This is a genomic window from Halorubrum sp. DM2, from assembly GCF_901686465.1.
In the GTDB taxonomy this organism is placed as follows: domain Archaea; phylum Halobacteriota; class Halobacteria; order Halobacteriales; family Haloferacaceae; genus Halorubrum.
In genome coordinates this window covers 2,316,039-2,330,088 of sequence record NZ_LR594487.1, presented here as the reverse complement: position 1 = coordinate 2,330,088, position 14,050 = coordinate 2,316,039, and the positions used below count along the sequence as shown (strand labels likewise).

At 55.6% G+C, this 14,050-nt stretch carries 11 protein-coding genes and 1 pseudogene; 3 read left to right on the top strand and 9 right to left on the bottom strand.

Annotation, left to right across the window (positions count from 1 at the left end):
- Positions 1–110 precede the first annotated feature (110 nt).
- Positions 111–1,211, top strand: a complete 1,101-nt coding sequence (locus QOL69_RS11750; protein ID WP_283403313.1) for a glycosyltransferase family 4 protein — start codon at positions 111–113, stop codon at positions 1,209–1,211.
- 31 nt (positions 1,212–1,242) lie between these two features.
- Here the strand turns inward: QOL69_RS11750 and QOL69_RS11745 are convergent, their stop codons facing one another.
- Positions 1,243–3,063 (bottom strand): hypothetical protein, encoded by a 1,821-nt coding sequence (locus QOL69_RS11745; RefSeq protein ID WP_283403312.1) that lies wholly within the window; start codon positions 3,061–3,063, stop codon positions 1,243–1,245.
- 231 nt (positions 3,064–3,294) lie between these two features.
- Here QOL69_RS11745 and QOL69_RS11740 point away from each other — a divergent pair, with 231 nt between their 5' ends.
- The gene (locus QOL69_RS11740) at positions 3,295–4,515 is read left to right on the top strand and encodes a glycosyltransferase family 4 protein (RefSeq protein WP_283403311.1); all 1,221 of its coding nucleotides are present in this window, start codon (positions 3,295–3,297) and stop codon (positions 4,513–4,515) included.
- On the opposite strand, the gene QOL69_RS11735 is transcribed toward QOL69_RS11740, so the two are convergent.
- The 6 genes and pseudogenes from QOL69_RS11735 to galU all read right to left on the bottom strand — a co-directional run bounded on the left by QOL69_RS11735 (position 4,512) and on the right by galU (position 10,691).
- Positions 4,512–5,975, bottom strand: coding sequence for a flippase (locus QOL69_RS11735; RefSeq protein ID WP_283403310.1), 1,464 nt, complete (start codon positions 5,973–5,975; stop codon positions 4,512–4,514). The two genes, QOL69_RS11740 and QOL69_RS11735, sit on opposite strands and share 4 nt — an antisense overlap.
- Positions 5,976–6,075: 100 nt before the next feature.
- Positions 6,076–6,270, bottom strand: a pseudogene (locus QOL69_RS11730) (UTP--glucose-1-phosphate uridylyltransferase); the annotation flags it as partial.
- A gap of 77 nt (positions 6,271–6,347) precedes the next feature.
- Positions 6,348–7,532 carry an orc1/cdc6 family replication initiation protein gene (locus QOL69_RS11725; RefSeq protein WP_283403309.1) on the bottom strand — a complete coding sequence of 395 codons (1,185 nt, stop codon included), beginning with the start codon at positions 7,530–7,532 and terminating at the stop codon, positions 6,348–6,350.
- Positions 7,533–8,038: 506 nt separating this feature from the next.
- Positions 8,039–8,764, bottom strand: coding sequence for a UTP--glucose-1-phosphate uridylyltransferase AglF (gene aglF, locus QOL69_RS11720; RefSeq protein WP_048077013.1), 726 nt, complete (start codon positions 8,762–8,764; stop codon positions 8,039–8,041).
- Between the two features lie 137 nt (positions 8,765–8,901).
- The gene (locus QOL69_RS11715) at positions 8,902–9,828 is read right to left on the bottom strand and encodes a UDP-glucuronic acid decarboxylase family protein (protein WP_048077012.1); all 927 of its coding nucleotides are present in this window, start codon (positions 9,826–9,828) and stop codon (positions 8,902–8,904) included.
- Positions 9,825–10,691, bottom strand: coding sequence for a UTP--glucose-1-phosphate uridylyltransferase GalU (gene galU / locus QOL69_RS11710; protein WP_283403308.1), 867 nt, complete (start codon positions 10,689–10,691; stop codon positions 9,825–9,827). The genes QOL69_RS11715 and galU overlap by 4 nt, the downstream gene beginning before the upstream one ends.
- A gap of 404 nt (positions 10,692–11,095) precedes the next feature.
- Here galU and QOL69_RS11705 point away from each other — a divergent pair, with 404 nt between their 5' ends.
- Entirely contained in the window at positions 11,096–11,941 is an 846-nt protein-coding gene (locus QOL69_RS11705) for a beta clamp domain-containing protein (protein WP_283403307.1), read from the top strand.
- Between the two features lie 250 nt (positions 11,942–12,191).
- Here QOL69_RS11705 and QOL69_RS11700 read toward each other — a convergent pair whose 3' ends face one another.
- Together QOL69_RS11700 and QOL69_RS11695 are read right to left on the bottom strand one after the other, a co-directional pair.
- Positions 12,192–12,656: an NUDIX domain-containing protein gene (locus tag QOL69_RS11700; RefSeq protein ID WP_283403306.1), complete on the bottom strand. Its 465-nt coding sequence runs from the start codon at positions 12,654–12,656 to the stop codon at positions 12,192–12,194.
- A 420-nt stretch (positions 12,657–13,076) separates the two neighbouring features.
- Complete coding sequence (locus QOL69_RS11695; RefSeq protein WP_283403305.1) at positions 13,077–14,012, bottom strand: NAD-dependent epimerase/dehydratase family protein; 936 nt, start codon at positions 14,010–14,012, stop codon at positions 13,077–13,079.
- Positions 14,013–14,050: the final 38 nt, after the last annotated feature.

Below are 14,050 nucleotides of genomic sequence, written 5' to 3'. Positions count from 1 at the left end.
AGGTATCCTTATTCACACGTTTCCACTAAGTACTTCAAAGTAGTTCCCTAAGATATTCTTAAATTCTTTACAACGGATCTTTCATTAGCACCCCGCACTACATATGTACTATGGATGTAGGTATCATAACCCCAAGATATCCGCCTAATACCAGAGGAGGTGGAGAAGTGAGTGCTAAACTTCTTGCTGAACAGTTATTAGAAGAATTAGATTATACGACTACAGTACACTCATTTGATGGGAATAGCAGGGAGACAGTGAATGGCGTAAATGTGATACGTCACGGGAATCTTCCTCAGATCCCGGAACTAGCGTCTATCTTGTCAGTTATGAAAATATCAGATATAGAGGATCATGACATCCTCCATGGGTATAATATGGAATTACATCCTCTGGTTGGTTTTCTATCTAAGATGACATCGAAACCAACTGTCGCCCACTTAAACTCATATACATATATTGATAAACGAGATATTGGGATGGACCTTCATGGGAAAGAAAAAGCATATAATAACATACTTCGGCCGGTTTCATCACCAATTATCTTTAAATTTATCTCATATATTGATGAACTGGTTGCAATTAGTGATACTATAAACCAGATCTACTCTCCCCATGTGGGAACTAATATATCAACAGTCAGCAATATGGTTGATCCTTCTTTCACCCCTGATAAAATAGATACCAAGATGTCAGAGACACCTAAAATTCTCTATGTAGGCTCGGTAAATAATCATAAAGGTGTCGGATCTCTTTTGAATGCGGTTGAATATGTTGACCGAGAAGTCGAGCTGATCATTGTAGGTGGCGGAAACAAACTCAATGAAGTCAGAAAAGAGGCTTCAAGCATGAATGATATTGATACACGTATAGTTGGTCATGTTGAATATAGTCAAGTTGCTCAATATTATTCGGAGTCAGATATATTTGTTCACCCCGGCAAGTGGCCAGAACCTTTTGGTCGGACAATCTTAGAAGCTATGCAATATGGACTAACAGTAGTTTCAACAAATATCGGCGGTCCTTCTGAAGTTATAGAGGATAGCAGATTACTTGCTGAGCCAGGAGAGCCAAAAAACATTGCTAATGCGATCGATTACGCGATTGAAAACAGAAAAAGAATTGGGAGACAACAACATAATCGAGTTGTCCAAAAGTACTCGCCAAGTAGTGTTCTGTCAGATTTAGAAGACATATATAACCGGGCTTGATTGTTAGATGTGATAATAAAGAGTGTTAATATCAGGTGTAAACAGTAGTGTTCCCAGAGGAGTATATCTGGTGCCTGCTTTCTGGGCTGTCTAAACCAAAAGCTGTAGAATAGTAGTCCAGATATAATGACATTTTCCCAGAATCGAGTCCTTCCTGAAATTCATTAATTGAACTCTGCGAATTTTGGTTAAAACCTCGATGAATCACGGGGTCAGGATCCTTACCAGACATGGCATCTGTGTAGTAGTTATAATCAGCAACATAGGGACCTGAAGCGGTAGATTTTGTATATAATATAGCGAAATCGGCAGCAGCTACTTGATCATCATTCAGATACTTATGAAAATCATCGTCAGACCATTCTGCTTTGGCTACAAGCGGTGTGAGGACACCAGAGGTGACAACAAGAGCTATCAGAATAATTGCTAATATAGGACGGCCAAACTTTCCTTTCCATCTTGACTTTATACCAACATATCCCAGAACAGGCGATAGAAAGATTACAATAGCGGGGAGAGCTCTTACGGCATTTTCACTACCAGCTGCAAATACGCCTGCTAAACCTGCAAACATAAAGCTAGCAAAGAACGCATACTGTAGAGGAGGCTTCGCCTGATCATCAGTAATCAATTCAGATAAAATTACATACCCAAAGATGATCAATATTAGTGCGTTAGCTAGTATAGGCGCACCCCACATTAGGATACTTGGCAATTCTAAATTAAATAACTCAACAGTCGGGACTCCAGAGGCAGTGTCAGTCTGCGTATTACTCCCACTTTCTGTAAAGAGCAAGATGTTCAAAACCCTCCCAACGTCGTAGTGGAAATAGTTGGCCAAAATATGCCAGTAGATCCCAGAGATGATGAAGAATGATAAGAGTGTAGGTTTTATTTTATATTTAACAGCGTGACTAAATCTAATTCTGATTATTCGTACGAATATGGTAGATCCAATAATTATAAAACCAGCAGATACCAGAACAAGTGGGGCGATATTTTGTGTTACCACTGCTACTAGAGTTAGTCCAAGAAGGATCCCGGATCGTCTTTTTGAGGTCACCGATCTAGTTTCGAAAACCAGATAGAATATAATGGGAATAAGTGCGATCAAGAGCGCCTGTGCAAAGGGCTCACCTCCAGATTTTAAATGGAACCCTGCTACTGCGGTATAGAGGCTTCCTAGAAGGGCCCCACGGTTAGAATTAAGTATACTCCTACAGAATATGAATACCCCAATTATTGATATAGCCTGTGATACCCCGAGGACAAAGTACCCAGTTGATAAGGGGAGATTACTGATTAATGTTGACGAGGCAGAAAGTACGTGGGCAGGAGGAAAATTATGATAGTACGTAACAGAAGGTGGAACTATCTCGCCATTGGCAACAATCCATCCAACTGCGGCAATATGAAACTTATCTGCCCCAAAATAGGGATAAGCAAACCAAATAGTTGAACGGAGAGTGATCGCCAATAGAATTATTTGGGAAAGAGCGATGGGTGTATTAACAGAAAATGATGTTAGCCGATACGCCAATAGAATTGCAGTACAAACAGCGATTGGATAGTAGATGTCGTATATTCCAGTGGGTTTAGCGTGACCCACAAATACTGTTAGAGATATTGATAAAAATGCCAACACATCAACGAATTTGCTAAGTCTCTTCCTTGATGTTATATTCGTCCCTGAACGAAAAGTGTAGAAAATAGAAAACATAATGGAAGCTATCGCTACAGTATATATCGGATATTTAATAAAGGGGCTTGTTACAAATCTTGAGCCCATTAATGTCAAAACCGATATGATGACTGGGAAATAGATGAAACGTTTCGAAAACCGGTTCATCATATTGGTACTCTTACATTCTCGGCGCTATTAAGCAATTTGGTTCTGAGGGAGAGGAGAAAGAGGAGAGTGTGGAGTGTATATTATATATAAATGCCAATATTATATCCACAGGTTAGATGTTGAAATATTATCAACCAGTATAACTCCAAGGTAAATGCGGTACAGACACATGTATATCCTCGATAGCAGCGTATAAGTCACATCAAATAGATAAATAGACTAGGTTCAATTATGCGAATTCTGTATACTGTTAATGAGTTCCCAAAACTCTCTGAGAGCTTCGTTATTAACGAATTGTACGAGCTCAAACAACGAGGACACGACATCGTGGTTTTCTCGTTTACTCGCCCAGACGAAGAAGTTACACACGAAGAGATATCAGGAATGGATATTTCGGTATATTATGCAAAGCAGCCATCTCTTACTTCGCTACCAGAGCTATTCTCTAAGTCGGTTTTAAATCCCAAGGTTCTTCGCCACGCAGCCTTCTTTGAGGGACCTCTCCATCATGCATATTACTTGCACTTTGGAAAGCAGATAATAGAGGTGATAAACAAAGAAGAAGAGATAGATTTGATTCACGCGCACTTTGCAGCACCGAATCGACTCGCATGTACTTACGCCGCTGTATATTACGAAATACCTTGTACAGTTACCGCACACGCTTACGAGATCTTCTCTCCCCCGAGTCTCAAACGATTACAACGCGTCTGTTCCCGCTTTGACCATGTAATCGTCCCGTCGGAGTACAACAAACGATATCTCTCCGAGGAAATCGGCGTCGAAACAGACATGACCGTGGTACCGGCCACTACGAGTGTCGACAAATTCGAGCCGTCCGATGGCTGCGTCTCCGGACGCCTCCTCACGGTTGCGCGACTCGTCGAGAAGAAAGGGTACGAGTACGCAATCGACGCAGTCACCGAGCTCATCGACCGAGGTTACGACGTAGAGTACCACATCGTCGGTACTGGCGAACGCGAGGAGACTCTCCGCAGCCGGGTTCGTGAACACGGAATCGAAGACTATGTCAAGTTCTTGGGGCACGTCTCAGACGAGCGGCTGGAGACCGAACTACATGAGGCGGAACTGTTCGTGCTTCCATGCGTCATCGCTTCGGACGGCGATCGAGATGTCGCACCCGTCGCGTTGAAAGAGGCGATGGCCACCCAAACCGCGTGTGTCTCCACGTCGATCTCGGCCATTCCGGAGTTGATCACGGACGGACACGACGGGATTCTGGTTGAGCCGAATGACTCGGAAGCTCTCGTCGACGCGTTATCCTCTCTACTCGACGACCAGAATCGCCGGAAGGAGATCGCAGCCAACGGTCGTAAAACTGTGGAGTCCAAATTCGACATCTCACAGGCGGTCGACGAACTCGTGAGTGTCTTCCAGTCATGTATACAGTCCCACAATGGTCACGGGACGAGAGTCGTCGACGGCGACTAGGACAGGAACCTCTTCGCACGCTTTAGGTAGGGCTGTGCCGGCTGAGTCGGTACGTACCCGGCCGTGATATTGATACCGAGGAACAGTACCAATCCCAACAGGGGGAACACGAGCAGCGAAGGCCACGGTGAGAGATCAATAAATCTGACGAGACCGAGAAAGAGAACAGCGAAGATCCCTTGCGTCATTGCGAGCTTGCCGGCCCACCTCAGCGGAACGATGTCGAATGGAGAGTACTTCCAGAGCGTGACATTCCCGACGAATATGGCGACGTAAGACAGTCCAGTCGCGATTCCGGCCCCGATAATACCGTATCGAGGGATGAGGGTAACGTTCAAGAGGACGTTAAGAATGAGCGCACCAAACGTAATGAGTTCCGTATGTCGTACCCAGCCTGCTGCTTGGAACACAGGAACGATGACTCTAGTAATACCGAAAAAGAACGTCCCGAAGACAAGTACCTGGAGCGTTGTAGTCGCATCCGTGTATTCCGGGCCGAAATAAGCAGTTAGGAATGGCTCTGCGAGGACCACCAAGCCGACACCGAAGAGTGTCAACGAGAGGACGGCATATTTGACTCCCGTTTGTATATTCTCATTGATTTCGTCGATCTGATCGGAGCTCCAGAGGCTCGCCGTGTGCTGGAGGAACGCCATCTGTATCGCGGACGGGACGAACCAGATCATCTCAGCGGGGGTTATTGCACTTTGATAGAGGGCGGTAAACGTCCCCCCTTTGAAGAACTCAACGAGAAGGATGTCAGTTCGGTACAGCAACATCGCACTCAGTCCGCCAACCAATTGATACCCACCAAAAGTCGAAATCCCCCGACCATATGTTACAAGATCGTCTCGTCCCGGTAATCCAAATGAGGAATATCTCGTCAGTACGACGGCTCCCGATATACTAAGAAGCAAAAATGAGAACGCGTACGCGGCGAACACACCTACCACGTCGTACCCAATGTATGCGAGTGACAACGCGCCAGCCGTGTATATCAGCCGGCGTGCGATGTTTAGGACTTCACCGACTGACTCTTTCTGGAGGCCGTAGAAGGCTCCTTTGACGATCGCGAAGACGTTCGTGAAGAGTATCGCACCGGTGAGTACCCAGACATACGGCGTGTATCGGGAGGGGACAATCTCCAAGCGGAGACTCAGAAATACGAGAGCAGTGGCGATCAACCCGTAAATCACGCTAAGGAGCAACGACGTAGAGATGACCGACGAAATCTCAGTTGGGTTGTCGATGTGTTCAGCGACCGTTTTCCGGGTCGCGTCAAACAGCCCCCCTTTAGAGAGCAGCGTTACAATACCAAATCCAGCCAATACACTTGCATACAAGCCGTACTGCGCTTGAGAGATAATTCGGACAAGAATCGGAGTGAACACCAAGCTAATCAGTATGCCGACGACTTTCCCTGAAAAGATAGAGAGTATCGACCGAAGAAGTGAGGCCATGACGTTCGGTTTACATTATACGCGTGGACTTAATTCGACCGAAAAGTCCAATCGATACCGAATCAAGAGTAGGCTGAGTTAATTGAGTCAACAGATTTTGTCAGGCTTCCACTTCCCCTCCCTGTGACCGCCGCTCAGCCTCCTCTCGATCTTCGGGATACCCTGCGTCGATCCGCCAGCCCTCTAGTCCGATCGCGTCGATCGTCCGCCCGCTCTGAATCAGTAAGTCGATAGCCTCGCTGATCTCGTACTCACCACGATTCGACGGCTGAACGAGATGACACGCGTGGAAGATTGTGTGGAGCCGCCCCACACCCACCCCACCGCTTCCGCTGTTAGCACGGAACAGACACCACCGCAATCGAACCCTGCTTAAGCCGACTCCAACAACGTCGATAACCCACTCCGAACTGCCGAAACGGACTGTGTCAACCGGTGTTCGTTGTACTTTCCGCCGCCTTTCCCGCGGTTGTGTTCCGTCGAACTCGTGATTCCCAGCTGCGCCAACTCGCCGAGATAGTCACGTACCGAGCGCTCCGACACCGGACTCACCCCCTCCGAGTGAGCCACCTCCCGGTACGTCTCAACGACTTCGCGCGTCCGTGCTGGCGTCTCATCACGTTCGTGGAGTAGCGTGAGTGCGTACAACACGAGCTTCCCGTGCTCGGAGTAGTTCTGGATGCCCTCTACCACTTGATCCATCTGCACGCGCTCACGGGCCTTCTGAACGTGCGCCTCGGTCACGACGTCCGACCCGCTCTCGCGTGCAACGTCTCCGGCCTCCAAGAGGAGATCCAACGCCTTCCGTGCGTCACCGGAGTCCTTTGCGCCGTACGCTGCACACATCGCGATAACTCCGTCTTCGAGAACGCCGTCCTGAAACGCGACCCGCTCGCGTTGTTCGAGGACGAGTCGGAGCTCGTCGGCGTCGTACGCGCTGAACGACACCTCCTTCTCACAAAGCGACGATCGAACCTTCGAGGACAGCTGCGTCCGGAAGTCCAGATCGTTCGAGATGCCGATGACGCCGAGCTTCGCGTCGCTGATGTCGCCGTTCGAGCGAGCACGCGGCAGTTTGTACAGCAACGAATCGTCACCAATGTGATCGACTTCGTCGAGGACGATGAGAACCGTTCCCCCACACGTGTCGAGTTCGTCGAAGAGGAACTCATACACACTCGCCTGTGGATACCCCGTGTTGGAGATCTGCCGTCCCGGCTCCCGGAGTTCATTAACGAGTTTTACGGCCACCTGATAGGACGTGTTCAGGCCGTCGCAGTTGACCTCGATCGTCGTGAGTTCGAGTTCCGGCACGTCGGTTGCGTCCCCTTCGAGCGTGCGGAGAAGATAGCGCGTGGCCGCAGTCTTTCCCACCCCGCTTTTTCCGTAGAGAAAGACGTTCGAGGGAGTCTCGTTGTTGATGACGGGTTGGAGAGCGGCGTGGTATCGGGTGAGCTCCTCGTCCCGCCCGACAAGGCTGTCCGGCGTCCACTCTTCGAGGAGCGCCTCCCGATTTTCGAAGATAGCGTCGTTCGGAGTGAACGAGAAGTCGGCCATATTCATAGTACGATCCCCGTTTCTATATAAAACCATTACTTCCGTTGCTTCCGCTGTTGTCGATATTTTATATATCCCTAACCCCGGCAGTTCCGCTGTTAACAATTAGGTTCGTCGAGAGATCGACCTCTCTGTCATAACAGCGGAACCGATGGGGGTATAGGCAGATACATCTCTCCGCGAGGGGAGACTGGAACAGCGGAAGTGGTGGGGTGGGGGTACTGTGCGTCTCATCACTCACCATTTGCGACGAATGCCCCCACTGCTTCCGCTGTTAGCGGTCACCTCTGTCTCGTTCATGTCTTCGTTCCCGACACCCCTATGCTAACAGCGGAACCGATGGGGTGGGGGGTTCCTCGCAGCCCTTCGACGTTCCGTCCCGGGACTACGAGATTATGCGATGGACCGCGTATGATCCACTCCCCGACGCCGTTCCGAGAGAACCGTCTGTCCCCGTCTTACGGAGAATCAAGGAGAAAGCCTCGCGTTTCAGCGCGGAGAGGATGTCAAGCCTCTACCTCCTCGTCCTGCAACCGCCGCTCGGCCTCGTCCCGGTCCTCGGGATACCCCACGTCGATCCGCCAGCCCTCCAGTCCGATGGCGTCGATCGTTCGGCCGCTCTGAATCAACAGGTCGATCGCCTCCGAAATCTCGTACTCCCCACGGTTCGACGGTTGGACGAGGTGACACGCGTGGAAGATCGCGGGCGTGAACGTGTAGAAGCCGGTCATCACCAGATTCGACGGCGGGTCGTCGGGCTTCTCCACCACATCCGTGATCTCGCCGTACTTGTTCGTGTCACACACCCCGTACCGCGACGCGTCCTCCCAGTCGACCTCCTCGACGAGAAACGCCGCGTCCGCGCGGTCCTCGCGCTGGCGTCGCACCACGTCCTCTAAGTTCGCCTGGAAGACGTTGTCGCCCAACATGAGCATGAAGTCGTCGTCGACGTGCTCTTCGACGGTCAACAGCGCGTGAGCCAACCCCTGCTGGTCGCGCTGGTGGGCGTACGTGATCGGAATGCCGTCGAATTCGTCGCCGTAGTGGTCGATAATCGCCTCTTTGAGATACCCCACGACGACGACGAACTCGTCGGCACCGAGGTCGGCGAGCTGCTCGAAACAGTGCGTCAGGATGGGCTTCCCGTCGACCTCGACCATCCCCTTCGGTTTGTCCTCCGTGAGCGGGCGCAGCCGTGTCCCCTCGCCGGCGGCCAGTACGACGGCTTGCATGGTCGAAGGGTGTCGTGACGCCGGCATATGTCTTTTCACTCTGTCAACCAGTCAGACGCGACACGCGCAGAATCCGGTACGCAAGGACGCAGTTAGTTCCGTTCTGAGAGAGGCGAAGACACAGGAAGCGAGGACAGCTATTCCGTAAAGTATGGAACGGAACGTCGAAGCCCGTCTCGAAGGTCTACCGTCGGTTCCCACTCCAACTCCTCACGCGCTTTCGTAATATCCGGTCGGCGAACCTGCGGATCCTGTGGCGGCAACTCCTTGTGGGTGATCCCGCTCTCGCTCTCGGTCACCTCACGCACGACTTCCGCGAGTTCGTTGATCGTTCGCTCGTCGGGGTTCCCGATATTCACTGGCTCCTGTACGTCGGACTCCAACAGCGCCACCAGCCCGTCGATCATATCCGAGACGTAACAGAAGCTCCGCGTCTGCTCTCCGTCACCGTACACGGTCAGATCCTCCCCAGTTAGCGCCTGTTTCATGAAGTTCGGGATCACACGCCCGTCATCCAACCGCATCCGGGGCCCGTACGTGTTGAAAATCCGGGCGACGCGCACGTCCAGGTCGTGTTGATCCCGATACGCCCGCACCAGCGATTCCCCGTAGCGTTTCGACTCGTCGTAACACGACCGCGGCCCGTACGAATCCACGTTCCCGCGATACGACTCCGGCTGCGGGTTCACTTCGGGGTCACCGTACACTTCGCTCGTCGAGGTGAACAGGTACGTCGCGTCCTTCTCTTTCGCCAGCCCGAGCGTCTTGTGCGTGCCGAGCGCGCCGACCTTCAGCGTCTTGATCGGGTGATCCCGGTAGAACACCGGCGACGCGAGACTCGCTAAGTGTAGCACCGCGTCCAACTCGCCGGAGACGTGGATGAACTCCGTCACGTCGTGTTCGTAATACGAAAAATCGTCGTGATAGAACGCGTCGTCGAGGTTCTCCGTCCGTCCGCTCACCTGATTGTCCATGCCGATGACCTCGTGGCCGTCCGCCAGCAGCCGGTCACAGAGGAACGACCCGAGAAAGCCCGCAGCCCCAGTGACGAGGATCCGGCTCATAGCGACTGCTCTCTGAGGAGTGCCTCCACGGCCTCGTTGATCTCGCCGTCGTTATGGTGGAGCGACATCTCGATGTTCGCCCGCAGCCAGCTCGGGATGTTCCCGATGTCGTAGCGGTCGCCGTCGAGTTCCACACCCCGTACGTCGTCGAGCTCTCGGAGCGCGTCCGTCAGCTGGAGTTCGCCGCCCACGCCCTTCTCCGTCGATTCGAGCAGCTCGAAGATCTCCGACGTGAGCACGTATCGACCGGTGATCGCGAGGTTCGACGGGGCCTCGTCCTGTGGCGGTTTCTCGACGAAGTCGTTGACCGGGAAGCTTCCGGCACTTGACTCCACGTCACCGGTGTCCGCAACGCCGTACGACGGGACCTGCTCCCAGGGCACGCGTTCCAAGGAGAGCACCGAGGTCTCGTGAGCCTCCGCCTCGTCGATGAGCGTCTCCGTACACGGCGTGTCGTTCTCGATGATAGTGTCCCCGAGCAAGAGCGCGAACGGTTCGTCACCGACGTGCTTGCGCGCGTATCGGACCGCATCACCCAGTCCGTCGCGTTCCTTCTGTCGGACGTAATGGATGTCCGCCAGGTCGGCGATCTCCTGAACGCGGTCGAGCCGATCGAGTTTGCCGTCGGCTTCGAGCGCCTCTTCGAGTTCGTAGGACTTGTCGAAGTGACGCTCGATCGCCTGTTTGCCCCGCCCGGTGATGATGAGGATGTCGTCGATGCCGGCCTCGACGGCCTCTTCGACGACGTACTGGATCGTCGGCTTGTCGAGAACGGGCATCATCTCCTTCGGCTGGGCCTTCGTGACGGGCAGGAATCGCGTCCCGAACCCGGCCGCAGGGATGACTGCTTTGGTGACCTCCATGAATTACTCTGATGTCCACACCCCCGATAGATATTTTTTATCATTAGATTTGAATACTGACGAGCTACGATCGCTATCATTCGTCGAAACTAAGCATCTGAAAACTGGTCGAGCCGCTAACGAGACGTTTCTTGTCACCCACCCGTGGACGACCACGCAAGATGCGTCTATCGATCATCGGGAGCGGCGACGTTGGGCGACCGTCGCGGCGTGCGTCACAGACCGCAAACACATAGGCAACGTCGATGTCGACGCCGACAGGGTCACCGACTGAAACGAGTTCACCGCCCTCAGCGGGGAGGTCGACATGATGGCAAACCGGGTCGTCGGTGACGCCAACGGATCAGCGAGGGTCCCGACGGAGACCGAAAAATACCTGTTACTGGAATGACGTGCTGGGTGTAATGCGCTCGTGGTTCCCGGCTACGTCCGCGCCCCCGCCGCGGCTCGAAGCCACAATCGACCGGCGTCACCTCCGGCGACTGTTCGCACCGGTCGCGGCCGTCGACGGCCCCACCGAACTCGCGGTGGCGGACGACGGACTCGTCGCCGCGAGCGTCGACGATGCCATGGTGACAGCCGTCCAGGCGAACCTCCACCGGACGCTGTGTGACCGATACGACGCCACCCCCGGCACGGTCGGCGTCGACGCAACCGCGCTCGCGGACGTCCTCGCGGCCGAGGGCGCTGACGGGCCCGCGACGCTCGGCTGTGACCCCGACGAGGAGACGCTCACCCTCGAACAATCAGCGTTCGTTCACACGCAGGCAGTCGAGACGGACGCGTCCGTGGAGCTGCCCGATGTCGGTGACCCGCCGCAGGGGGCGACGACGTACCACCACGGCGACGCGCTCGCCGACGCCCTCGACTACTTCGAGGACCGGACGGAGGTCGTCGCGCTCGGCTACGACGAGGTCACGGACGCGTTCTACGTCGAGCCGGCCACGACCGCCTCGCAGACGGCGACCGCCGACACCCGATACCGCCGCCCGCGGGCCGACCTCCCCGGCCCGGTCACGGCCGGGCCAGCGCGGTCGGCGTTCGGGGTCGACGCGCTCGCGGCCGTACTCGAAACGGTGCCGTCCGAGACGGTCGTTCGCCTCGACCACGCCGAGGCGTTTCCCGCGCGGTTCGCGTGGGACCTCACCGGGGGCGACGGGATCCGCGAGGGAACGCTCACGGAGGTCACGGCCACCGTCGCGCCCCGGGAGACCCCCGGAACGACGCCGGCCGACGACTCGTCGTCGTGACGCGGCCCGCCGACACGAGACGCCGATCGTCTACTCGGCCTGATGATCCGGTCTAGAACCGGGATACCGGCAGCAAACTCGACGGGGTCGATCGACAGGTATCGTCCCCGGAGGCGGCGTCACAGCGCGTCTTGGTAGTGACCGGCTGGGTTTTCCTACAGAAGCGTCTCGTGTCTCGAGTTGCGGAGTTGCGACGCCAACGTGTCGACCACGGGAGAGGGGCTATCACGCCGGCTGACCCCCGGTCGGCTCACGAGCGCTCACCGCGCTCTCGCCCCGAGGACGGAGCGGCGGCCGACCCCCGGTCGACCGCGCGTCGGTGCCGTGTGACCGCCGCCTCGACGGCCGCGGTCTGGGGGTCGCTCAGCCGCTCCGTGGCCGCCGCGGCCGGCCGCCACGCGGCGGTGTCGTGTTCGGGCGACAGCGACACCGGCTGCCGGGAGCCGCGACAGTAGTAGTACACCGCAAACCGGCCGTTATCGTCGTCGTTCACCCACGTGACGGTGTCCACCGGCGCGACGACCTCCGGGTCGAGTGACGTCTCCTCGCGCAGTTCGCGCACGAGCCCCGCAGTGGCATCCTCCCGGCGATCGACTCGACCACCCGGAAGCTCCCACCCGCCGTCTGACGCCCGTTGGACGACGAGGACGTGCTCGTCCGGCGTGACGACGACGCCACGCTGGGTGACCGTCGCTCGGAGCGGTGTGTCAGTCATACGTCTTGTTTCAGATCAGTAGTATATTAACGTGTTCCTCAGGGGAAGCCCGCACCCGAGGGGGCAACACAAACGCGGCGAGGGTGGCGGACTCACAGAGGCACGAAGCGGAAGCCCACGACTTCAGTCGTGGGTCACTGACGAGCAGTCAAAAGCGATCGCACGGAGCGACAGCACACCACTTGTCGGATACACCGAACCGGTCGGGTACAAGACCGAGGAGAGAGTGAGCCGTGTAACGACCGTGTGTCGGTGACATCGTCCGCGTACTCTGTACGCTGCTCGATCGCGAGTCCAATTTACACACCTTCGCTTGGGAGTGACGGGGTCGTCGGCGACCCGCACCGCTTCCCGACGACGACCGAGCCACCGGCGGCGCTGGGTTCAACGAGAGAACGACAGACCGACGACGGTTCGGCTTCAGTCCACGATCTCGTCGATCAGCTGCCGCGCCGCACGTCGGACGGCCGTGTCGCTCTCGATCGAGGGCTCCCAACCGAGCGCGGCCAGCTTCTCGATCGACAGCCGCATCTTCGGCACGTCGCCGGTCCAGCCGCGGTCGCCGCCGGTGTAGCTGTACTCGGGGTCGACGCCCAGCTCCTCGCTGACGATGTCCGCGATCCGGGTCACCGAGGTGGTCGTCCGCGTCCCGAGGTTGTACGTGTTCAGGTCGTCGTCCGCGGTCTCGACGACGTGCTGGATCGCATCGACGCACTCGGAGACGTGCATGTACGACTTCTCTTGTCGGCCGTCGCCGAGGATCTCCAGTTCGGTCGGGTCGGCGTCAAGCTTCTCGATGAAGTCGGGGATCACGTTCCCGCGCTGGCGCGGGCCGACGATGTTCGCGAAGCGGAACACCCACGACTGGACGCCGTACGAGTGCGCGAACGTCGAGATCAACGCCTCGTCCGCGAGCTTCGCGGAGCCGTACACGGAGATGGGTTCCATCGGCGCGTAGTCCTCGGGCGTCGGCCGGGGGGCCTCGCCGTACACCGTCGACGAGGAGGTGAACGCGAAGCGGTCGATACCGACCTCGCGCATCCGCTCTAACACGTTGTACGTCATCGCGGTGTTGTCCTCGAACAGCGCGCGGTCGTCGTCGTAGTTCGTGTCGGTGTACGCCGCGAAGTGGAAGACGATATCGAGGTCGTCGGTCACCGCGCGGGCGACATCCGCAGGGTCGGTCAGGTCCGCCTCGACGAACGCGGCACCGTCGGGCACGCGGTCGCGGGTCCCCTTCGAGAGGTCGTCGGCGACGCGGACGGTCGCGCCGCGGTCGAGTAGGCTCGCGGCGAGGTGACTCCCGACGAGGCCGGCACCCCCGGTCACGAGGACGCGTGAATCAGCGAGGTTCATACCCTCCCCTCACGGGAGACCTGTAAATGTGTTTGGAA

Coding starts and splice junctions, on each gene's coding strand:
- QOL69_RS11705 (WP_283403307.1), top strand. CDS start 11,096: ATGCGCTCGTGGTTCCCGGCTACGTCCGCGCCCCCGCCGCGGCTCGAA.
- galU (WP_283403308.1), bottom strand. CDS start 10,691: ATGGAGGTCACCAAAGCAGTCATCCCTGCGGCCGGGTTCGGGACGCGA.
- QOL69_RS11745 (WP_283403312.1), bottom strand. CDS start 3,063: ATGATGAACCGGTTTTCGAAACGTTTCATCTATTTCCCAGTCATCATA.
- QOL69_RS11740 (WP_283403311.1), top strand. CDS start 3,295: ATGCGAATTCTGTATACTGTTAATGAGTTCCCAAAACTCTCTGAGAGC.
- QOL69_RS11725 (WP_283403309.1), bottom strand. CDS start 7,532: ATGGCCGACTTCTCGTTCACTCCGAACGACGCTATCTTCGAAAATCGG.
- QOL69_RS11700 (WP_283403306.1), bottom strand. CDS start 12,656: ATGACTGACACACCGCTCCGAGCGACGGTCACCCAGCGTGGCGTCGTC.
- QOL69_RS11695 (WP_283403305.1), bottom strand. CDS start 14,012: ATGAACCTCGCTGATTCACGCGTCCTCGTGACCGGGGGTGCCGGCCTC.
- aglF (WP_048077013.1), bottom strand. CDS start 8,764: ATGCAAGCCGTCGTACTGGCCGCCGGCGAGGGGACACGGCTGCGCCCG.
- QOL69_RS11735 (WP_283403310.1), bottom strand. CDS start 5,975: ATGGCCTCACTTCTTCGGTCGATACTCTCTATCTTTTCAGGGAAAGTC.
- QOL69_RS11715 (WP_048077012.1), bottom strand. CDS start 9,828: ATGAGCCGGATCCTCGTCACTGGGGCTGCGGGCTTTCTCGGGTCGTTC.
- QOL69_RS11750 (WP_283403313.1), top strand. CDS start 111: ATGGATGTAGGTATCATAACCCCAAGATATCCGCCTAATACCAGAGGA.